We start from the raw sequence: 20,617 nt of genomic DNA, 5'->3' as shown, positions 1-20,617 counted from the left end.
ACGCAAAGCAATGACATTCACGGACCTGGTAATCATCCTGTTTATCCTTGCGCTACTGGCCTACGCCGTGTACGACCAGTTTATCATGCCGCGGCGGAACGGCCCGGTACTGCTGGCGGTCCCCCTGCTTCGCCGCAGCCGCGTTGACGGCATCATCTTTGTCGGCCTCATTGCCATTCTGATCTATAACAACATCACCCAGCACGGCACGGTCATCACCACCTGGCTATTATCTGCCCTGGCGCTGATGGGTTTCTATTTATTCTGGATCCGCACGCCGAAAATCATTTTTAAGCCGCGTGGATTTTTCTTCGCCAACGTGTGGATAGAATATCAGCGGATTAAAGAGATGAATTTATCTGAAGATGGCGTGCTGGTGATGCAATTAGAGCAACGGCGGCTACTTATACGCGTACGAAATATCGACGATCTGGAGAAGATTTACAAACTTCTCGTTTCAACTCAGTAAGTTAAGAATATAGCCAGCGCTATATTTTTCCAGTTTTCATGTGGGAAATTATATAGCCCTGGCTATATTTCCCCATCCATCGTCATTCATTTTATTAACTATTAATTTACTTATAAATTTAAATGAAAATCGTTATCATTTGGTTGGTAAAATAGCCATCTTCTGTTATTGTTTTATATTCTAAAAATATGTTAAGGTTGCGCCCGTCGTTGGGGAGTAGCCAATTTCCTGTCTGTCGGGGAATGTGCGTGTCAACATACTCGTTGCAAAACGTGGCACGTACGGGTTGAAGTGATTCAATCAGGCGAGACCATAGATACATCACTGCTGTACGTATTGCTCAGCCATTGAGCGGCTCCGCGTATATTTACTGGGGGCAGCGATGTGTCATATGGATTATCCCCGGTCAGGACACGCACATGAATTTATCCGCTACCATTCTTCTTGCTTTCGGCATGTCCATGGACGCCTTCGCGGCTTCTATCGGCAAAGGCGCCACCCTGCATAAACCCAAATTCTCAGAAGCTGTGCGCACCGGGCTGATTTTTGGCGTCATTGAAACCCTGACGCCGCTGGTCGGTTGGGGGCTCGGCATGCTGGCCAGCCAGTTTGTCCTTGAGTGGAACCACTGGATTGCCTTTATTTTGCTGGTGTTTCTCGGTGGGCGAATGATCGTCGAAGGTTTTCGTGGCGACAGCGACGAGGCGTGCGAGGCCCCCCGCCGACATGGCTTCTGGTTGCTGGTCACCACTGCCTTTGCCACCAGCCTCGACGCCATGGCTGTCGGCGTCGGTCTGGCCTTCCTGCAGGTCAGCATTGTGACCACCGCCCTGGCGATCGGCTGCGCGACGTTTCTTATGTCAACGCTGGGGATCATGGTCGGCCGTTTTATTGGCCCGCTGTTGGGTAAACGGGCCGAAATCCTCGGCGGTATCGTGTTGATTGGTATCGGTAGCGAAATCCTCTGGAGCCATTTCGCCGGTTAACCTTTACGCTTCGCGCTGCCAGCAACGGATCATAAAATCGGTCTGGCAGCCAAAGGTCGCCTGCTGACGCAGCGCGGCATGCACCTCAGGCCTGGCGCGCCAGGCAAAAGGCGTCATCTGCAGCAGCGCCTGCGCTTCGCTTCCCGTCAGGGTCATCGGATAGGCCAGCTGCTCTTGTGCCTCCAGGCGGAACCCCGGCATCGCTTCCGTCTTCAGCTCATGCAGGCGAACTTCATCGTAAATCAACCCTTTCAGCTCCAGTAAGTGGCGGGGACCCGGCGTGGCGGTGATCACCCATCCGCCTGGCCGCACCACCCGCGCCAGCTCTTCAGCGTTACAGGGCGCGTAAATACGCACTACCGCATCGAAACTGGCATCGGAAAACGGCAGCCGCTGGCTGGAGGCTACGCAAAAATTAACCTGCGGGTAGCGTTTTGCCGCCGCGCGGATCGCCGGCTTCGACACATCCAGCCCCCAGCTGCGGCCAGCGATGGTGGCAAACGCATGGGTGTAATACCCCTCTCCGCAGCCGATATCCAGCAAGTCCGCCGGGGCGTAGCGCCGCAGCCGTTCGGCGATCGCGTCACGGAGGGGCTGGTAATGCCCGGCGTCAAGAAACGCCCGACGGGCCTGCATCATCCCGGCGCTGTCGCCAGGATCGCGCGACCGTTTGAACTGCACCGGGAGCAGATTAACGTACCCCTCTTTCGCCAGGTCGAACTGGTGCCGCTGCGGGCAGGAATAGTGACGGTCGCTAAGGCTGAGCGGCGCGTGGCAAAGGGGACAACTGTATGACATGACGGCTCCGGTGTCGCTGAAAGGGCGAAAGTGTAGCGCTATTCGCCCCTGCAGACCACTGTTACAGCGCCGGCGCCAGTGGGTGACTGTCATGCATCACGATCAGATTCTCCGCCCCCTGCGGCATGCCGTCCGGCATGACGTTCTCCAGGCGCAGGACATCGCCCATAATCTGGCTGAACACTGGGGCGGAAACGGCCCCGCCGTAGTAGGAACCATTGCTCGGATCGTTCATCACCACCACCAGCGCGAACTGTGGGCGACTGGCGGGCGCCACACCGGCGGTATAGGCCACATATTTATCGATATATTTGCCGTCCGGGCCGATTTTCTTCGCCGTCCCGGTTTTAACCGCTACCCGATAGTCACGCACCGCCGCTTTGGTCCCTCCCCCGCCCGGAAGCGCCACGCTTTCCATCATGTGTTCTACGCTGTGAACAATGTTTTCCGGCATCACGCGCGTGCCAATCACCGGCGGGTCGATACGCGTAATCGACAATGGTCGTTCAATACCGAAGCCGCCGATAGTTGCATAAACATGCGCCAGCTGGAGCGGCGTGACCATCAAACCATAGCCGAAGGCGAAGGTGGCACGATCCAGTTGTCCCCAGTAGCGGCGCTGTGGCATCAGCCCGGCGCTTTCACCCGTTAACCCCAGCCCGGTCGACTCACCGAAGCCTAAAGCCTTGTAGGTATCGATCAGATGTTGTACCGGCATGGCGAGCGAGAGATGCGACACACCGGTATCGCTGGACTTCTGCAGGATCCCGGTCAGGGTCAGCTCCGGATAATAGCCGACGTCGCGGATGCGGTGGCCGTCGAGGACAAAGGGATGCGTGTCCACCACACTGTCCGGCTGGACGATGCCTTGCTGTAGCGCGGTCATGATCACCAGCGGTTTGACGGTCGAGCCGGGTTCAAAGGTATCGCTGATAGCGCGGTTACGGAAATCATCCAGCGTTGCCGTATCGCGATTGTTCGGATTGAAGTCCGGATAGTTGGCCATCGCCAGAATCTCGCCGGTGTCGATTTTGATCAACACCGCCGCCCCGGACTCCGCTTTATTCCAGCGAACAGCGTTATCCAGCGCATCTTCGGTAACCGTCTGCAGTCGCTCATCGATACTCAACTGCAGATTATGCGCCGGGACCGGCGGCACTTCGGTAATGTTCTCAATGACATTGCCATGTTTATCTTTACGCACCAGACGTCGCCCGGGTTTACCGGTCAGCTGGGCGTTAAAGCTTTTCTCCACCCCTTCAATCCCCTGATTATCGACGTTAGTAAAACCCAGCAGATTGGCAGCCACATGGCCAGCTGGATAGAAACGTCGCGATTCATCGCGGAGATAGACGCCCGGCAGATGCAGTTTATCAATCCACTCGGCCTGCTCGGGATTGATCTGGCGCGCCAGATAGAGAAAACGGGCGTGCGGATGACTCTGTACCCGCTGGGCCAACTCCCCGAGATTCAGATGCAGCGCCTCGGCCAGCGCCTGCCAGCGAGGCCCATAGCCCACACCGCCCTTTTCCATGGTGGTCTGCGGGTCAATCCAGATAGCGCTGACCGGAACGCTCACCGCCAGCGGCCGCCCCTCGCGATCGCTGATCATGCCCCGCTCAACTGCAATCGGCTCTTCGCGCAGCGATCGCATATCTTCTTGTTTCACAAGGTTATCGGGTGAGATTATCTGTAGCCAGCCCACGCGAGCCAACAGCAGCCCCAGACAACCGAGAATAGCCACACACAGTAACCCGAAGCGAATCGGGGTAAAGTTGGCTGCGGACTTCGTTTTTTTGTTTAGCACCATAGCTCCGGCATTTTTTTGCAACCAACTGATTTAACAGAAAATTAGCAAAACAGACTGCTACACAATGCTAATAAAGTTGAGTATTTGCAACAAGGCGCGACGAGAGGGGTAAAAATGACATGCTTTGCAATAAAAACGCAAAAGCCCCGCGCAAGCGAGGCTTTTATACAAGAAGAGTGGTCTTGTATCAGATAGCAGTTACGTTAACTGCAGCCGGACCTTTCTGGCCGTCCTGAATTTCGAACTCAACGTTCTGGCCTTCAGCCAGAGTTTTGAAGCCGTTACCCTGGATAGCGGAGAAGTGTACGAACACATCTTTGCTGCCATCAGCCGGAGTAATGAAACCAAAACCTTTAGACTCGTTGAACCACTTAACTTGACCTTTAATCTTTGCCATTTGCAAAATTCCTTAGACTGTTTTCTTCGCCTGCTGGCGTTTACATAGATAAAACTGACACATAACTGCATGAGGCACTAATTTAAGGTTCGGCAGAGAAGCGGTATTCAACGACAACGTGTTTACTCAGGACTTCTTTACTGAAAATGCCACACATAAACAGAACTGTACCTCGTTTAACCCGAAACGTGTTATCACACACTACGTAAATAATGGCAAGCCATTTTTAAACGTGTCTCGATCGTTCGCACAAATTATAAGGTAATCATTTGATCGCCTGCACATTTATGCGTCTTTGCCGCCCCTGGCAAGGCGCTACAGCCTTCGCTAATATCGCCTGGACACTGCCTCATTACTGCAACTTTTTTACCATAGCTCAACAACTTCGCTTCGTCCAGGTATGTCCGTATACGAACTGCCATACTGCCACCACCACAAGCGCAATGGTGAATATCGATGCGCATAATTCGTTATAACCGCAGACGAAAAATCGCTAAAGCCGCGTTAGTGTAGTGATAATAAAATCTGTTAGTTGCTGTACTAAAAATAGTGCTAATTCTGCACCTTAATAATGAAAAAATGATGACAGTGTCACGAACCCGACAATAAACGTGACGGAGTTGACTTTATTTACAGCATGTAAAAAGGAAATAATGCGCGGGGAAAGGAATAATGGAATAAGAATAAGATATTACTGCCAGCTATCATGCAGGTGCGCATCTTATGATGCACACCTGTCGAGCCTCTTAGCGCTCTGCGACCAGGCGGATAAAGTCATCGTCCGCTTTTGCCTTACCGGCGACGGTCGGCTCAGCCACGTCCTCTTTTTCCGGCGCATTAGCTTCGCAAAGGCGACGCAACAGCGCATTCTGCCGCTTTTGCTGATCCAGCAGCGCCTGCAGCAGCTCTATCTGCTCATTCGCCCGCGAACTGGCGCGGTTGACGAAGAACCATAACAACAGACCGACAAGGAGCAGCGCTACGGATACGGCCAGCGATGCCAGATTTAAAATCCCAGGATTTAGTAACTCACTCATTTCACCACCTCAAAGAGAAGGCGTTCATTCTACCACCCACGCCGCAGAAGGAAATCAGTCGTCAGAAAAATGTCTTACCACGGGATAAATTTATTGATAGTGCAAATACCGCTGAAAAACTGTACATCCTGGTCGCACATTACGTTAAGCATCTGAGTCCACAGCAACAGGCAGCCTGCTATGATGACTATCAGTAAAACCCACCGTAATTTTTTCACTCCACTCTCCGCATCAGTACTTTATGTCGCCAGGATAACACGGCCTTCTTAAACCGCGGCTAACTGTATTACGAAAGGCAAGTTTAGGAATCATCGACTTGTTTCAAAACGTGTTCATGTCACAATCACGGCAAGGATCATACAAATAACGAGGCATCAATGCGATTAATCATTCGTACTATTGTCGTGGTGGCTATCTTATGGATTGGCGTATTATTAAGCGGCTATGGCGTATTATTCCACAGTGAAGAAAACGTGGGTGGGTTGGGACTGAAGTGCCAATATCTCACCGCGCGCGGTGTGAGCACCGCACTTTATGTTCATTCCAATAGCGGCGTAATTGGTGTCAGCAGCTGTCCTCTGCTGCGTAAAAGCGCAACCGTGGTTGATAACGGCTAAGACGGCGCCCGGCGACCACGATGTAGCATCGCGGTCGCCACAGGCTTAAGCTATCGCGTCAGAACGGGTAGTCGTTATATCCCATTTGTTCAGAAATCTTGCGCGCCGCCTGGTGCAACATCGCCACATATTCATGCAGACGTTCTTCTGAAAAACGTAGCGTCGGGAAAGAGATACTCAGCCCCGCGATGACCACGCCGAAACGGTCGAATACCGGCACACCAATGCAGCGCAACCCCTCTTCCTGCTCTTCGTTATCTTCGCCGTACCCCTGCTCCCGAACGCCATCCAGTACCTTCAGCAGCTCCTGCGTGCTGGTGATCGTCCGCTCGGTGCTGCGCTTATACTCCACGCCCTCGAGGATCTGCTCCACTTCGCTGCGATCGCGCCAGGCCAGCAGCACTTTGCCGATCGCGGTGCTGTACAGCGGGTTACGGCGGCCAATACGCGAATACATCCGCAGGTTGTACATCGAGTCAATCTTGTGAATGTAGACGATACTGTCTTCATCCAGCGCGCCGAGGTGGATAGTCTCTTTCGTCAGTCGCGAGAGTTCGCGCATCTGAATATCCGCGCTGCGCACCAGGTCGACGTTCTGCAGCGCGCGTGCGCCAAGCTCGAACAGCTTGAGGGTGAGGGAGTATTTCTCAGACTCCCCTTCCTGTGCTACATAGCCCAGTGATTTCATGGTCTGTAAAAAGCGATAAACGGTGCTTTTTGACATCATGACGCGCTGGGACAGTTCGGTAATGCCAATTTCACGCTCTTCACCCAGCGCCTGCAGGATACCAAAAACCTTCAATACTGAAGAGACAGAATCTGGCTGTTTATCCAAATCTGCACCTGCCATTTATCACCTCGTCGTAACTGTTTTATAAAATTTAGAACCGGTTTTTATTATAAATTCGCCGCCCCTGGGCCGCAATCATTCTTCTGCCACTTCGTTACAAATCTGCGACATGCTGCGGATTAATCAATGCTAAACTCATCATTCAAAAAACCGTTTCATTTAAGACTCATATTCACCATGGATAAAAACTCTTCCGATGGCGTGCCGCTGCCGCAACGCTATGGCGCCATTCTGACCATCGTGCTTGGGCTGACCATGGCCGTGCTCGACGGCGCAATCGCCAACGTCGCGCTCCCGACCATCGCCAGCGATCTCAACGCCTCACCGGCGGCGTCAATCTGGATCGTCAACGCCTACCAAATCGCCATTGTCATCGCCCTGCTGCCGCTCTCCTTTCTCGGCGACATGGTCGGCTATCGTCGCATCTATAAGATAGGCCTGGTGGTGTTTATCTTTACCTCGCTGGCCTGCGCCCTGTCGCGCAGCCTCGAAATGCTGACCTTCGCCCGCGTCGCTCAGGGGCTGGGCGGCGCCGCGCTGATGAGCGTGAACACCGCGCTGATCCGCCTGATCTATCCGCAGCGCTTTCTTGGTCGCGGCATGGGCATTAACTCCTTTGTGGTCGCTGTTTCTTCGGCGGCTGGCCCGACTATCGCCGCGGCGATCCTCTCCCTTGCCTCATGGCAATGGCTGTTTTTAATTAACGTCCCGCTCGGGATCGTCGCTTTTGTCCTGGCGATGCGCTTTCTGCCGCCCAACAGCGCCCGCAGCAAAATCATGCGCTTCGATCTGCCGAGCGCCATCATGAACGCCCTCACCTTCGGGCTGCTGATCACCGCCCTGAGCGGTTTCGCCCAGGGGCAGTCCACGCAGCTGGTGCTGGCGGAGGTGGCGGCCATGCTGGTGGTGGGCTTTTTCTTCGTTCGCCGCCAGCTCAAAATGCCCGTCCCGCTGCTGCCGGTCGACCTGCTGCGCATCCCGCTGTTCTCCCTTTCTATCTGTACCTCCATCTGCTCCTTCTGCGCGCAGATGCTGGCGATGGTCTCCTTGCCCTTTTTCCTGCAGTCGATGATGGGACGCAGCGAAGTGGAGACCGGTCTGCTGCTGACGCCGTGGCCGCTGGCGACCATGGTAATGGCGCCGCTGGCTTGCTATTTGATTGAGAAGTGCCACGCGGGGCTGCTGGGGGCCATCGGTCTATTGATTATGGCCTGCGGTCTGTTCGGCCTGGCGCTGCTGCCGTCGGCGCCTTCCGATCTGGATATCATCTGGCGCATGGCACTGTGCGGCGCCGGCTTCGGGCTGTTTCAGTCGCCAAACAACCATACCATCGTTGCCTCGGCTCCGAGCCATCGTAGCGGCGGCGCCAGCGGTATGCTGGGCACCGCTCGCCTGCTCGGCCAGAGCACCGGCGCGGCGCTGGTCGCGCTGCTGTTCAACCTGCTCGGCAACAGCGGTACCCACACCGCCCTGCTGCTGGCCGGTATCCTGGCTACCGTTGCCGCACTGATTAGCGGTCTGCGCGTGACCCAGCCGCGCGCCGCCTGACGGGCAGCAAAAAAAATCCGCAGCGTGCGGGCTGCGGATTTTTGTTTTCAGCGTCAGATGACGAATTACTTCAGATATTCACCGCTACGCAGGGCTTCAATACGCTTATCCAGCGGCGGGTGAGTCATAAACAGCTCGCTCATGGATTTCGCTTTACCGTTGATGCAGAACGCCATCATGCTGCTGGCTTCCTGCGGCTCATAGCTGGTTTTCAGACGCTGCAGGGCAGCAATCATCTTTTCGCGGCCCACCAGACGCGCCGAGCCGGCATCGGCATGGAACTCACGGTAACGCGAGAACCACATGGTGATAATGCTCGCCAGAATACCGAACACCAGCTCCAGCACCGTGGCAACGGCGAAGTAGATCAGCGGGTTACCATTGCTGCTCTCCCCTTCATCTTCCCGGTTGCCGCCGAGGAAACCGGCCGCAATCTGCGCGATTACCCGCGAAATAAAGATAACGAAGGTGTTCACTACCCCCTGAATCAGCGTCATGGTCACCATGTCGCCATTGGCAATATGGCTGATCTCATGGGCAATTACCGCTTCCGCTTCATCACGGCTCATGTTTTGTAACAGCCCGGTGCTGACGGCGACCAGCGAGGCGTCGCGACGCGCGCCGGTGGCGAAGGCATTGATATCCGGCGCGTGATAAATAGCCACCTGCGGCATGGCAATACCCGCCTGCTGCGCCTGTTGTGCAACGGTGTTCATCAGCCAGCGTTCCGTTTCGTTGCGCGGCTGCTCGATCACTTCCCCACCCACAGACTTCAGCGCCATCCACTTCGACATCATCAGCGAAACGATAGAACCACCGAAGCCGAACAGCAGGGCCATAATCAGAAGACCGGTCATGCTGCTGGACTGGATCCCCGTGAGGCTTAACACCAGCCCGAACACAACCATCACTGCCAGGTTCGTCAGCAGGAAAAGCGCGATTCGCATCATAATTTTCTTTTTACCTCAATTTAACAAAACGCACTATGCGATTACCCACATCGTATGGGTCAGGCTGCAATTTTCAACCATCAACCCCCGCTAAGTCACGATAAAAACACAACTTTACATTTTGTAGCATCTTGCTGACAGCGGCTGATCAGGTTGACATTTTGTTAGCTGAGCTGAATGGCGATGACAAAGCGCGCAAAAAAAACGGGCACCTTCTGAGGTGCCCGTTAGTGACTTATTTACTGGCCGGCGGTTCCACTGCCGGGCGCGCTTTTTCAAGATGCGCCAGGTCGACCGCGATGTGGACCGTTTCATCAAGATACGGGTCCGGTTCCTGATAATCCTTCGGCAGATCGTCCAGTTTTTTCAATGGCGGCTTGCCTTCGCGTTTCAGGCGATCGTTAATCCGCGCCAGACGAATCGCATCATCCTCTTCGTTCTCTTTCTCACGCTGGGCGTAGTTCAGAGAGACGATGTTACGCTTGTCTTTCATCGCGTTATAACGGGCAATATCCTTCATGATGTACTGGAACTCCGGATCCTGTGCAATGCGCTCGTCGTGGCGCTTGAGCAGCTCCGGTCCAAACGGGGTCAGATCCCCGGACTTCACATAGGTGGCCGCATTGATACTGTCCCACGGCAGAGCGTTGTCTTCATACTGCTCGCCGGTTTCGCGATCTTCATTCCCGGTGGGCATCATGATATCCGGCGTCACGCCTTTGCGCTGGGTACTGCCGCCGTTAATCCGGTAGAACTTCTGGATGGTGTACTGGACAGAGCCTAACGCCGGCCAGTCCGGACGCAGCATCTGATCGTAGATACGATTCAACGAGCGATACTGCTGTACAGTCCCTTTACCAAAGGTCGGTTCGCCAACGATCAGCGCGCGGCCATAATCCTGCATCGCCGCGGCGAAGATTTCAGACGCCGAGGCGCTAAAGCGGTCAACCAGCACCACCAGCGGCCCTTTGTAATAGACCACGCCATCGTTATCGCTGTCTTCGCGCACCTTGCCATTGTTATCCCGCACCTGCACCACCGGGCCGGACGGAATAAACAGCCCCGAGAGCGATACCGCCTCGGTCAGCGCCCCGCCGCCGTTGCTGCGCAGGTCAATGACGATGCTGCTGACGTTCTGTTTTTCCAGCTTCTGCAGCTGTACTTTCACGTCATCGGTCAGGCCAACGTAAAAGCCCGGAATATCCAGCACGCCGACTTTTTCTTTACCGACGGTTTTCACCGACATCTTCACCGCGCGATCTTCCAGACGGATGCGTTCGCGGGTCAGGGTGACGATACGCGTCTTGGCCCCTTTACCGGCTGGCAGGATCTCAAGGCGCACTTTGCTGCCCTTCGGCCCTTTAATCAGCGCGACAACGTCATCCAGACGCCAGCCGATAACATCGACCATCGGCTTCCCGGTCTGGCCAACGCCAACGATGCGATCGCCGACGCTGATGGCTTTGCTCTTCGCGGCCGGACCGCCCGCCACCAGCGAATTAATGACGGTGTAGTCATCATCCATCTGCAGCACGGCGCCGATCCCCTCAAGAGAGAGGCTCATCTCGGTATTGAACTGCTCGGTATTGCGCGGCGACAGGTAGTTGGTGTGCGGGTCGATTTCGCGAGCGAAGGCGGTCATCGCCAGCGAGAAGACATCTTCACTGTTGGTTTGCGCCAGACGACGGATCGCAAACTTATAGCGACGGGTTAACGTGTCGCGGATCTCTTTATCGTCTTTACCCGCCAGCTTCAGACTTAGCTGGTCAAACTTAACCTTAGCGTCCCACAGCTTATTCAGCTCGGCCTCGTCTTTTGGCCACGGCGCTTTGGAACGGTCAAGATTGAAATTGTCGTTGCCGGTAAAGTCCATCGGACGTTCCAGCACCTTCAGCGCATACTGATAGCGTTCGAAGCGGCGCTGCTGCCCCAGGTTGTAGAGGTCGTAGAAGACGTCCAGTTTCCCGGTGCGCAGTTCGTCGCCGATTTGGTCTTTTTTGGCCGCAAACTTCGCTACATCGCTGGCCAGCAGCACATTGTGGCTGTAATCCAGCAGGTTCAGATAACGGTCAAAAATCTTTGCCGAGAAGGCATTGTCGAGATCGAACTGACGGTAATGAGAGCGGGTAAAGCGCGATGTCACGCGCTCGCTTACCGTCGCGTGCTGCGGCTCTTCTTTCAGCACGGGGATTTGATCTGCGCGGGTTATGTCATCAACGGCAAAAGCATGGCCTGCTAGTGTCAGCAGGCCCGCAAGCGCGGTGATTTTAAAAAATGTGTTCATGCCTGGCCCGGCCTCCGTTTCAGAACACCAGGTGTTCTGCGCGTACAATCATTGACATACCAGAAGTCAGCTGTACACGAACGCCATCTTTGGTGATTTCCAGAACGGTGGCGTCCATTGCGTTATTGCCTGCTTTCACCTTCAGCGCCTGGCCGACGGTCAGAACGGAAACATCCGATACCGGAGTATGACGCTCTTCACGTGGGGCTTTGGCCGCAACAGGACGCGGTTTACGCTGTTCAGCACCTTCTTTACGACGCGGCTGCTGAGGACGCGGTTTACGCTCGCGGCGAACCCCTTCATCCTGCTGGCCTGCGGCCGCGGCGGCTTCGCGTTTTTTCGCCTGCTGGGCAGCGCGCTGCACCTGAACGCGAGCTTTCGCTTCTTCCAGTTGCTGACGCGCATGGGCAATGTGCTGTTCTTCCAGTTCGCCGCATGGGTTGCCGTCGAGATCGACGCGGATTGCGCCGGCTTTTACACCGTACAGATAGCGCCAGCTGGACGTGTAGAGACGTAATGCAGCGCGAAGCTGGGTTTTGCTGAGATTCATCTCACCACCCACTCGCTCAACGAGATCCTGAAAAATTCCGATTTTCAGGGGGCGCGCTTCACCTTCAGCGCTAAAGCACTGCGGGAAACGTTCGGCCAGAAAGGCGATAACTTCTTTACTGCTATTCAACTTAGGTTGATTTTCCATGAAATTTCCTGATTACAACGGACGTAGCCAACAAGCCGCAGGCATGAACAGGCGACATTATAATGACGTCCTCGCTAAATGCTACGTTATCCGTTGATTATCCCACGACACGGGTAAAGATTTTTTGATAATCAGTGGCTGCGATAAGTTTTTCCAGTTGCCCGACCAGCGTGCGCAACCCCTGCTCATCTTCAGCAGTGAAGCGGTTGTACACCGGACTGTCGATATCCAGCACGCCGATAATCTGGTCGTTCACCCGCAGAGGGAAGACAATTTCCGAATTACTGGCGGCATCGCAGGCAATGTGGCCGTCAAAGGCGTGGACATCCTCGACGCGCTGGACCTGGCCTTGCGCCACCGCCGCGCCGCACACGCCGCGCCCGACCGGGATCCGCACACAGGCCAGTTTGCCCTGGAACGGCCCCAGCACCAGGGTATCGCCTTCCAGAAGATAAAAACCGGCCCAGTTGACCTCTGTCAGCCGCTCAAACAACAGCGCGCTGGTATTGGCGATCATCGCCAGAAAACTGGTTTCACCTGCCATTAATGCCTGGAAATCGCGGTTCAGATCCGCGTAAAATTCTGTTTTGCTCATTATATCTTCACTTGGTTGTCTTACTGCCTGATACGTACAGCCTACTAAAATAAGCATTAAATGCGCTTGGGCTCAAGATGAATTCATTCATAGGTTAAGATAGTTAGATACATTCATTCCTGTACGTAATAAATGCCGATAAAAACAACTACCCTGAAACCTGCGAATAAGATGGTTGTGCATGCTGTCAGCACACCCCTTCCCTATACGCATTACCAACGCTGTGCCCAGTGTGACATGCTCTTTCGCCTCCCGGTGCTCAAACGCAACCAAAGCGCCTGGTGCCCACGCTGTCACGCAAAGGTGCGAGATGGCCGCGACTGGTCGCTCACACGTCTGGGCAGCATGGCACTCGCAATGCTGTTGTTAATGCCTTTTGCCTGGTCCGAACCTCTGCTGCGCCTGCACCTGCTGGGGATGCGCATCGATGCCAACGTCCTGCAGGGGATCTGGCAGATGACCGCGCAGGGCGACCCCATTACCGCCGCGATGGTGCTGTTTTGCGCCGTGGTCGCGCCGGTGCTGCTGGTGGTCTCCATCTGCTATCTGTGGCTGGGCAACGTGCTGGGAATGAACCTGCGCCCGGTGCTATTGATGCTCGGCAAGCTCAAAGAGTGGGTGATGCTGGATATCTATCTGGTGGGCATCGGCGTCGCCTCGATCAAAGTGCAGGATTACGCTTTTCTACAGCCGGGCATCGGTCTGGTGGCGTTTATCTCCCTGACACTGTTGAGCATCCTGACGCTTATCCATATGAACGTCGAAGAGCTGTGGGAGCGTTTCTACCCGGAACGCCCGGCGACCCGCGCCGATAATAATCTCCAGGTATGTACCGGCTGCCACTACACCGGCTACCGCGACGCGCGTGGCCGCTGCCGACGCTGCCACACGTCGCTGCATCATCGCCGGCCGCAGAGCCTGCAGCGCAGCTGGGCGGCGCTGATTGCCTCGTTGATTTTCCTCTTACCGGCCAACCTGCTGCCCATCTCCATCATCTACGTCAACGGCGCGCGTCAGGACGACACCATCCTTTCCGGGATTATCTCCCTGGCCAGCAGCAATGTCGCTATTGCCGGCGTGGTGTTCATCGCCAGTATTTTAGTACCATTCACCAAAGTTATAGTGTTATTTACCCTGCTGGTCAGCATACAATTCAAGTGCGAGCAGGGCCTGCGCACCCGCATCCTGCTGCTGCGGTTGATCACCTGGATTGGCCGTTGGTCGATGCTGGATCTGTTTGTTATTTCACTCACCATGTCGCTAATAAATCGCGATCAGCTCCTCGCCTTCACCATGGGGCCGGCGGCGGTTTACTTCGGCGGCGCGGTAATTTTAACTATTCTTGCAGTTGAATGGCTGGACAGCCGCTTACTTTGGGACGCACATGAGTCAGGAAACGCCCGCTTCGCAGACTGAAGCCAGAATAAAAACCAAACGCCGTATCTCGCCATTCTGGCTGCTGCCGGTCATCGCGCTGCTGATTGCCGCCTGGCTTATCTGGACCAGCTTTGACGATCGCGGATCGACGATTACTATCGATTTTCAGTCCGCTAACGGCATCGTGCCGGGGCGGACGCCGATCCGCTATCAGGGGGTGGAAGTCGGCACGGTGCAGGATATCAGTCTCAGCAAAGACCTGAGTAAGATTGAGGTTTCCGCCAGCATCAAGCGCGATATGAAAGATGCGCTGCGCAAAGAGACCCAGTTCTGGCTGGTCACGCCGAAAGCCTCACTGGCTGGCGTATCGGGCCTCGATGCGCTGGTGGGCGGGAACTACATTGGCATGATGCCGGGAAAAGGTGAGCCCGAAGATCACTTTGTCGCCCTCGACACCCAGCCCAAATACCGCATCAACAACGGCGAGCTGATGATCCATCTGCAGGCGCCGGATCTTGGCTCCCTGAACAGTGGCTCGCTGGTCTACTTCCGCAAGATCCCGGTCGGGCGGGTGTATGACTACACCCTGAATGCCAATAACCAGGGAGTGACCATTGATGTGCTGATCGAGCGCCGGTTTACCAACCTGGTGAAAAAAGGCAGCCGCTTCTGGAACGTCTCCGGCGTCAAGGCCGACGTCGGCCTGAGCGGGGCCAAAGTGCAGCTGGAGAACCTGTCCGCGCTGGTGAATGGCGCTATCGCCTTTGACTCCCCCGCCGACTCGCAGGTCGCCTCGCAAAATGATGACTATCACCTGTACGAAGACCTGGCGCACAGCCAGCGTGGCGTGGTGGTCACGTTGGATCTGCCTGACGGCGATGGCCTGAAAGCGGGCTCGACGCCGCTGATGTATCAGGGGCTGGAAGTCGGTCAGTTGAGCAAACTGAATCTTAATCCCGGCGGCAAAGTTACCGGCGAGATGACCGTCGACCCGAGCGTGGTGACGCTGCTGCGGGAGAACACGTTGATTCAGATGAAGAAGCCGAAGCTCTCCCTCGACAACCCCAGCGTCAGCGCCCTGCTCACCGGTAATACCTTTGAGCTGGTGCCCGGCGAAGGCGAACCGCGCAATCATTTCTCGGTGATGCCGGCGGATAAAGCGCTGCTGGATGAGCCCAACGTCGCCACTGTCACGCTTTCGGCGCCGGAGAGCTACGGCATCGACGGCGGTCAGCCGCTGGTGCTGCACGGCGTAAAAGTCGGCCAGGTGCTGGAGCGCAAACTGACGGCTAAAGGGGTAACTTTCCAGGTGGCCATAGCCCCGGAGTACCGCGATCTCATCCGCGGCGACAGCAAGTTTGTGGTTAACAGTCGTCTGGATGTCAAAGTGGGGCTTGACGGTGTGCAGGTGCTGGGCGCCAGCGCCAGCGAGTGGGTGAATGGCGGGATACGCGTGATCCCGGGTGAAAAAGGCGAAATGCAGAGCAGTTATCCGCTGTACGCTAACCTCGAAAAGGCGCAGGAAAACAGCCTCAGCGAAGTGCCGACTACCACGTTAAGCCTGACTGCCGAAACGCTGCCTGACGTTCAGGCCGGTTCGGTGGTGCTGTATCGTAAATTCGCCGTCGGCGAGATCATCGCTGTCAAACCACGCAGGGATGCTTTCGATATCGATCTGCATATCAAGCCGGAGTACCGCTATCTGCTGACCAACAACAGCGTCTTCTGGGCGGAAGGCGGTGCGAAGGTCAAACTTGACGGCAATGGACTCACCGTGCAGGCCTCGCCGCTGGCCCGCGCCATTAAAGGGGCCATCAGTTTTGATAACCTCAACGGCAGCAGCGCCAACGCGCGGTTGAACAACAAACGTATCCTTTACGCCTCGGAAACGGCGGCGCGCGCGGTGGGCGGCCAGATCACCCTGCATGCGTTCGACGCCGGGAAAATGGCGACCGGGATGCCGATTCGTTACCTTGGCATTGATATCGGTCAGATCCAGTCGCTGGAGCTGATCACCGCCAAAAACGAGGTACAGGCGAAAGCGGTGCTCTATCCGGAATACGTCGGCACCTTCGCCCGTGCCGGGACCCGCTTCTCAGTGATCACGCCGCAAATCTCCGCTGCGGGCGTGGAGCACCTGGACACCCTGTTCCAGTCCTATATTAACGTGGAACCCGGTCGCGGCCCGGCGCGACGGGACTTTGAGATCCAGGATACGACGATCAGCGACTCGCGCTATATCGACGGTCTGAACATCGTGGTGGAAGCCCCAGAAGCCGGGTCGCTCGGCATCGGTACGCCGGTGCTGTTCCGCGGGCTGGAAGTGGGGACCGTCACCGGCCTGTCGCTGGGCTCGATGTCCGACCGGGTGATGGTGAAATTGCGTATCAGCAAGCGTTACCAGTATCTGGTGCGCAATAACTCGGTATTCTGGCTGGCCTCGGGTTACAGCCTCGATTTCGGTCTGATTGGCGGGGTAGTGAAAACCGGCACCTTCAATCAGTTTATCCGCGGGGGGATCGCCTTTGCCACACCGCCGGGGACGCCGCTGGCGCCGAAAGCCCAGGATGGCAAGCACTTCCTGCTGCAGGAGAGCGAGCCGAAAGAGTGGCGGGAATGGGGCACCGCCCTGCCGCAGTAGCCCTCCCCCCTTCTCCCGCCGCGGAAAACACCGGGGCGGGAAGATGACAAACCGCACGCCCCGGTGTCCCGCGCCGGGGCGTTTATGCTAAACTGCGCACCCTTTTTTTCTGTGGTGCGCTGCCTGTGGCTGAAAATACTGTCTATTTCCCTGAAGCGTTTCTCGCTCAAATGCGCGCGGCCATGCCTGCGCATCTCTCGTTCGACGACTTTATCGCCGCCTGCCAGCGCCCGCTACGCCGCAGTATTCGCGTCAATACGCTGAAAATCAGCGTCGACGATTTCCTCTCTCTGGTCGCCCCGTATGGCTGGCAGCTGACGCCGGTTCCCTGGTGCGCAGAAGGATTCTGGATCGAGCGGGACAACGACGATGCTCTGCCGCTGGGCAGCACCGCCGAACATCTCAGCGGGCTGTTCTATATTCAGGAAGCCAGCTCGATGCTACCGGTCGCCGCCCTGTTCGCTGATAACCGGCAGCCCGAACGGGTGATGGACGTTGCCGCCGCGCCGGGGTCGAAAACCACCCAGATTGCCGCCCGAATGGGTAACGCGGGCGGCATCCTGGCTAATGAGTTCTCTGCCAGCCGGGTAAAGGTGCTGCATGCCAACATCAGCCGCTGCGGCATCAGCAACGTCGCGCTGACCCACTTCGACGGCCGGGTTTTCGGCGCGGCCTTGCCCGAAACCTTCGACGCCATCCTGCTTGATGCTCCCTGCTCCGGCGAAGGCGTGGTACGTAAAGACGCTGACGCGCTGAAAAACTGGTCGCCGGAGAGCAACCTCGACATCGCCGCCACCCAGCGCGAGCTTATCGACAGCGCCTTCCATGCCCTGCGCCCTGGCGGGACGCTGGTGTATTCCACCTGCACCCTGAACCGCGAGGAAAATCAGTCGGTCATTCAGTGGCTGCTGTCCCGCTACCCACAGGCGGTGGAGATCCTGCCGCTGGGAGATCTGTTTTCCGGCGCGGCCGATGCTTTAACCGCAGAAGGATTTCTGCACGTGTTCCCACAGATCTACGATTGCGAAGGCTTCTTTGTTGCTCGCCTGCGCAAGACAGCGGCGATCGATCCGCTCCCGGCGCCAGGTTATAAGGTCGGTAAATTCCCGTTTGTACCACTGAAGGGACGGGAAGCCGCCGCGGCGACCGCCGCTGCCAGGACCGTTGGGCTGGAATGGGATGCAAGCCATACGCTGTGGCAGCGGGATAAAGAGCTGTGGCTGTTTCCGCAGTCCATGGAACCTCTGTTTGGCAAGGTGCGTTTTTCTCGCATCGGCGTGCGCCTGGCGGAGCTGCACAATAAAGGCTACCGCTGGCAGCATGAGGCGATTATCGCCTTTGCCGCCCCTCAGCACGCCTTCGAGCTGACGCTGGGGGAAGCGGAGGAGTGGTATCGCGGGCGCGATGTCTATCCGCAGACCCCGCCGCAGCAGGATGAAACCATTGTGACCTTCCAGGGCGTCCCGCTGGGCCTGGCCAAGCGGGTTGGTTCTCGTCTGAAGAACAGCTATCCGCGAGAGCTGGTGCGCGACGGAAAACTTTTTGCCGGCAAGGTGTGACGTCGCGCAGAAAATGCGCACTTTTTGACTGGCGGTTTTCGCCCCATTGACTACGCTGAAAAATGACGGCCGCAACTGGTCGTACCACAACTCAGCTGAAAAATGGGGTGAAGCGATGAGTAAAACCAATGTCCGCATCGGCGCGTTTGAGATAGACGATGCCGAACTGCACGGTGACCATCAGGGTGAGCGAACGTTAAGCATTCCCTGCAAATCCGATCCAGATTTATGTATGCAACTTGACGCCTGGGATGCCGATACCAGCGTTCCCGCCATTCTCAATGGCGAACATTCCGTCCTCTACCGTAAACATTACGACCGCCAGTCCGATGCCTGGGTCATGCGCCTAGCCTGACACCAATGAACCCGTCGCCTGAGACGGGTTATTTATTTCCCCGTCCCGCCGTCATCCCCTACACTAAATAGTATGTGAACCCGAGCATGAGGCCAGGATGTTTGCCTTAGTGTTGTTTATTTGCTATCTGGATGGCGGCTGCGAGGACATTGTGGTTGACGTCTACCGCGAGGAAACGCAGTGCATAGTGGCGATGGAAGATCAGCGGATCCGTCACGGCGGCTGCTACCCGATCGAAGATTTTATTGACGGCTTCTGGCAGCCCGCCAGCGAATATAGCGATTTTTAGCCTGCCGACTGCAGCGCCACCAGCGTCAGCGCCCCACCAAACACGGCGCCCGTGTCAATATAGTGTTGGTTATCGTGGTCATAACGCGCCTGAAGCGGCGTATGACCAAACCAGAAATGGTCAGCCCCGGCGATTGCGCCATGACGCCCCGCCAGATGTTCGCTCAGGCGGTGGCGGCTCCATAATACCCGCTTGGGATCCACCGGCTGCTGCCAGTGATAGACCGGCGCCGGATAATCGGCATGAGCGATCACATGCCTCACGTTTGCGCACTCAACTTCAATAATCAACGGCAGCTGCTGACAACGCCACAGCAGCCGGTCAACGTCGGCCCGCTGCTGTGCATGGCTTCGAGCGTACCAGTCGCCGCCGTTCATCTGCCAGAGCGCCATATCCCCGCTCTCCAGTGCCTCCAGCGCCATTTGTTCATGATTTCCCCGCACGGCCCTGAACCAACGACAGCGCACCAGGGCGAGACACTCCGCGCTCTGTGGCCCACGATCGATCAGATCGCCCACCGAGATCAGCAGGTCGGCCCAGGGGTCAAAGCGCAGCTGACGCAGGCGGCCCATCAGCAGCGCAAAGCAGCCGTGCAGATCGCCCATTAGCCAGATATTACGCCAGTCACTGCCATTAATACGTTGATACATATCATTACCTCTCTGCGGTAATTATAGGTAATTCCAGCTCAGGTCCGCCGATTTTTTATTTTCACTTCAATCGATTTTAAACAAACGGCAAATATAGTCGGTCAGGTGATTAAGCTTGCCAGAGGCTCGTTTTAAAATAGGAGGAAATAACAACGAGGTGTTTATCGTGACAGACAATAGCCTGCATTCATCCAGCGTGCTTGCGCCGCGCTCGCATCTTATTGCCGATCTGGTGATGGGCAGATTAACACCTGCACCTATCTGGCGGCAGAAAAATTATCGCTTAAAGTTCTTGCTACGTACCGTATTATTTTATAGCCCGACCAGAGCGATGCTGGAGGCACTTAGCGCCCGGGACGATTTTAATCAGCTGCTGGCTGCGCAGGCAACGCTGCCGGGGAAAGTACACCGTCAGTATCTGACCCGCGATCTCAACGCCTGGCAACGGGCAATGGCGGTGATAAGTCATTATCGCTACATCGACACGCTGCAGGAGTCGCTACTGGCGCATGCCATGACCGCGGTCAATGAGGTCTCGCTGCTAACGCTGGATGGCAAAGATGACAGCCAGTTCACCCTCTCCGCCTCCTCGGCGGGGAAAGCGGAGCGAGAGGGAGAAACCACGCTGTGGTTACGCGACAGCAACCACACCCTGTTAGCCAGTGCCACCTTCAGTGTAACCTGGGATGGCGAAGCCTGGCAATTAAT

20 protein-coding genes and 2 pseudogenes are annotated in these 20,617 nt (G+C 56.2%); 10 read left to right on the top strand and 12 right to left on the bottom strand.

Features of this window, described 5'->3' with window-relative positions:
* The first annotated feature begins 10 nt into the window (after positions 1 to 10).
* Together ACKLKD_RS10750 and mntP are read left to right on the top strand one after the other, a co-directional pair.
* Positions 11 to 469 (top strand): DUF986 family protein, encoded by a 459-nt coding sequence (locus ACKLKD_RS10750; protein WP_025711066.1) that lies wholly within the window; start codon positions 11 to 13, stop codon positions 467 to 469.
* Between the two features lie 419 nt (positions 470 to 888).
* On the top strand, positions 889 to 1,455 hold the full coding sequence (mntP, locus tag ACKLKD_RS10745) for a manganese efflux pump MntP (protein ID WP_025711067.1): 567 nt from the start codon (positions 889 to 891) through the stop codon (positions 1,453 to 1,455).
* Positions 1,456 to 1,458: 3 nt separating this feature from the next.
* On the opposite strand, the gene rlmA is transcribed toward mntP, so the two are convergent.
* The 6 genes and pseudogenes from rlmA to mgrB all read right to left on the bottom strand — a co-directional run bounded on the left by rlmA (position 1,459) and on the right by mgrB (position 5,715).
* On the bottom strand, positions 1,459 to 2,253 hold the full coding sequence (gene rlmA, locus ACKLKD_RS10740; RefSeq protein WP_080896666.1) for a 23S rRNA (guanine(745)-N(1))-methyltransferase: 795 nt from the start codon (positions 2,251 to 2,253) through the stop codon (positions 1,459 to 1,461).
* Positions 2,254 to 2,314: 61 nt separating this feature from the next.
* Complete coding sequence (gene ftsI / locus ACKLKD_RS10735; protein WP_087804702.1) at positions 2,315 to 4,063, bottom strand: peptidoglycan glycosyltransferase FtsI; 1,749 nt, start codon at positions 4,061 to 4,063, stop codon at positions 2,315 to 2,317.
* Between the two features lie 187 nt (positions 4,064 to 4,250).
* Entirely contained in the window at positions 4,251 to 4,460 is a 210-nt protein-coding gene (gene cspE / locus ACKLKD_RS10730) for a transcription antiterminator/RNA stability regulator CspE (protein ID WP_001062678.1), read from the bottom strand.
* A gap of 85 nt (positions 4,461 to 4,545) precedes the next feature.
* Positions 4,546 to 4,617 (bottom strand): annotated as a pseudogene (locus tag ACKLKD_RS10725) (DUF2627 domain-containing protein); the annotation flags it as partial.
* A 589-nt stretch (positions 4,618 to 5,206) separates the two neighbouring features.
* Positions 5,207 to 5,497, bottom strand: a complete 291-nt coding sequence (locus ACKLKD_RS10720) for a YebO family protein (protein WP_025711072.1) — start codon at positions 5,495 to 5,497, stop codon at positions 5,207 to 5,209.
* Between the two features lie 74 nt (positions 5,498 to 5,571).
* The gene (mgrB, locus tag ACKLKD_RS10715) at positions 5,572 to 5,715 is read right to left on the bottom strand and encodes a PhoP/PhoQ regulator MgrB (protein WP_002911375.1); all 144 of its coding nucleotides are present in this window, start codon (positions 5,713 to 5,715) and stop codon (positions 5,572 to 5,574) included.
* Between the two features lie 159 nt (positions 5,716 to 5,874).
* Here mgrB and ACKLKD_RS10710 point away from each other — a divergent pair, with 159 nt between their 5' ends.
* On the top strand, positions 5,875 to 6,114 hold the full coding sequence (locus tag ACKLKD_RS10710) for a YobH family protein (protein WP_023290223.1): 240 nt from the start codon (positions 5,875 to 5,877) through the stop codon (positions 6,112 to 6,114).
* A 58-nt stretch (positions 6,115 to 6,172) separates the two neighbouring features.
* Here ACKLKD_RS10710 and kdgR read toward each other — a convergent pair whose 3' ends face one another.
* Positions 6,173 to 6,964, bottom strand: a complete 792-nt coding sequence (gene kdgR / locus ACKLKD_RS10705; RefSeq protein ID WP_025711073.1) for a DNA-binding transcriptional regulator KdgR — start codon at positions 6,962 to 6,964, stop codon at positions 6,173 to 6,175.
* 177 nt (positions 6,965 to 7,141) lie between these two features.
* Between kdgR and ACKLKD_RS10700 the strand changes: the two genes are divergently transcribed.
* The gene (locus ACKLKD_RS10700; RefSeq protein ID WP_087804700.1) at positions 7,142 to 8,512 is read left to right on the top strand and encodes an MFS transporter; all 1,371 of its coding nucleotides are present in this window, start codon (positions 7,142 to 7,144) and stop codon (positions 8,510 to 8,512) included.
* A 65-nt stretch (positions 8,513 to 8,577) separates the two neighbouring features.
* Here ACKLKD_RS10700 and htpX read toward each other — a convergent pair whose 3' ends face one another.
* The 4 genes and pseudogenes from htpX to ACKLKD_RS10680 all read right to left on the bottom strand — a co-directional run bounded on the left by htpX (position 8,578) and on the right by ACKLKD_RS10680 (position 13,038).
* Positions 8,578 to 9,462: a protease HtpX gene (gene htpX / locus ACKLKD_RS10695; RefSeq protein ID WP_004203371.1), complete on the bottom strand. Its 885-nt coding sequence runs from the start codon at positions 9,460 to 9,462 to the stop codon at positions 8,578 to 8,580.
* Between the two features lie 235 nt (positions 9,463 to 9,697).
* Positions 9,698 to 11,746 carry a carboxy terminal-processing peptidase gene (gene prc / locus ACKLKD_RS10690; RefSeq protein WP_080896664.1) on the bottom strand — a complete coding sequence of 683 codons (2,049 nt, stop codon included), beginning with the start codon at positions 11,744 to 11,746 and terminating at the stop codon, positions 9,698 to 9,700.
* 19 nt (positions 11,747 to 11,765) lie between these two features.
* Entirely contained in the window at positions 11,766 to 12,443 is a 678-nt protein-coding gene (proQ, locus tag ACKLKD_RS10685; RefSeq protein WP_025711075.1) for an RNA chaperone ProQ, read from the bottom strand.
* Between the two features lie 81 nt (positions 12,444 to 12,524).
* Positions 12,525 to 13,038: pseudogene (locus ACKLKD_RS10680) on the bottom strand (GAF domain-containing protein).
* 132 nt (positions 13,039 to 13,170) lie between these two features.
* Here ACKLKD_RS10680 and yebS point away from each other — a divergent pair.
* From yebS to ACKLKD_RS10655, 5 genes are all read left to right on the top strand, one after another.
* On the top strand, positions 13,171 to 14,454 hold the full coding sequence (yebS, locus tag ACKLKD_RS10675) for a membrane integrity lipid transport subunit YebS (protein ID WP_025711077.1): 1,284 nt from the start codon (positions 13,171 to 13,173) through the stop codon (positions 14,452 to 14,454).
* Positions 14,423 to 17,056 (top strand): PqiB family protein, encoded by a 2,634-nt coding sequence (locus ACKLKD_RS10670; RefSeq protein WP_025711078.1) that lies wholly within the window; start codon positions 14,423 to 14,425, stop codon positions 17,054 to 17,056. Before yebS ends, ACKLKD_RS10670 begins: the two co-directional genes overlap by 32 nt.
* A gap of 125 nt (positions 17,057 to 17,181) precedes the next feature.
* Positions 17,182 to 18,615: a 16S rRNA (cytosine(1407)-C(5))-methyltransferase RsmF gene (gene rsmF / locus ACKLKD_RS10665; protein WP_025711079.1), complete on the top strand. Its 1,434-nt coding sequence runs from the start codon at positions 17,182 to 17,184 to the stop codon at positions 18,613 to 18,615.
* A gap of 115 nt (positions 18,616 to 18,730) precedes the next feature.
* Positions 18,731 to 18,970 carry a YebV family protein gene (locus ACKLKD_RS10660; RefSeq protein ID WP_025711080.1) on the top strand — a complete coding sequence of 80 codons (240 nt, stop codon included), beginning with the start codon at positions 18,731 to 18,733 and terminating at the stop codon, positions 18,968 to 18,970.
* A 97-nt stretch (positions 18,971 to 19,067) separates the two neighbouring features.
* On the top strand, positions 19,068 to 19,259 hold the full coding sequence (locus ACKLKD_RS10655; RefSeq protein ID WP_025711081.1) for a YebW family protein: 192 nt from the start codon (positions 19,068 to 19,070) through the stop codon (positions 19,257 to 19,259).
* On the opposite strand, the gene pphA is transcribed toward ACKLKD_RS10655, so the two are convergent.
* Positions 19,256 to 19,909 carry a protein-serine/threonine phosphatase gene (pphA, locus tag ACKLKD_RS10650; RefSeq protein WP_025711082.1) on the bottom strand — a complete coding sequence of 218 codons (654 nt, stop codon included), beginning with the start codon at positions 19,907 to 19,909 and terminating at the stop codon, positions 19,256 to 19,258. The two genes, ACKLKD_RS10655 and pphA, sit on opposite strands and share 4 nt — an antisense overlap.
* Positions 19,910 to 20,066: 157 nt before the next feature.
* On the opposite strand from pphA, the gene ACKLKD_RS10645 reads away from it, so the two are divergent.
* Positions 20,067 to 20,617 (top strand): DUF535 family protein (locus ACKLKD_RS10645; RefSeq protein WP_420061969.1); only part of this gene is annotated, 551 nt, incomplete at its 3' end.

This window comes from Klebsiella sp. 10982 (assembly GCF_048589245.1).
GTDB lineage: Bacteria > Pseudomonadota > Gammaproteobacteria > Enterobacterales > Enterobacteriaceae > Klebsiella > Klebsiella quasivariicola.
The sequence above is the reverse complement of the archived record's forward strand: the minus strand, read 5'-3'. Positions and strand labels throughout refer to the sequence as shown.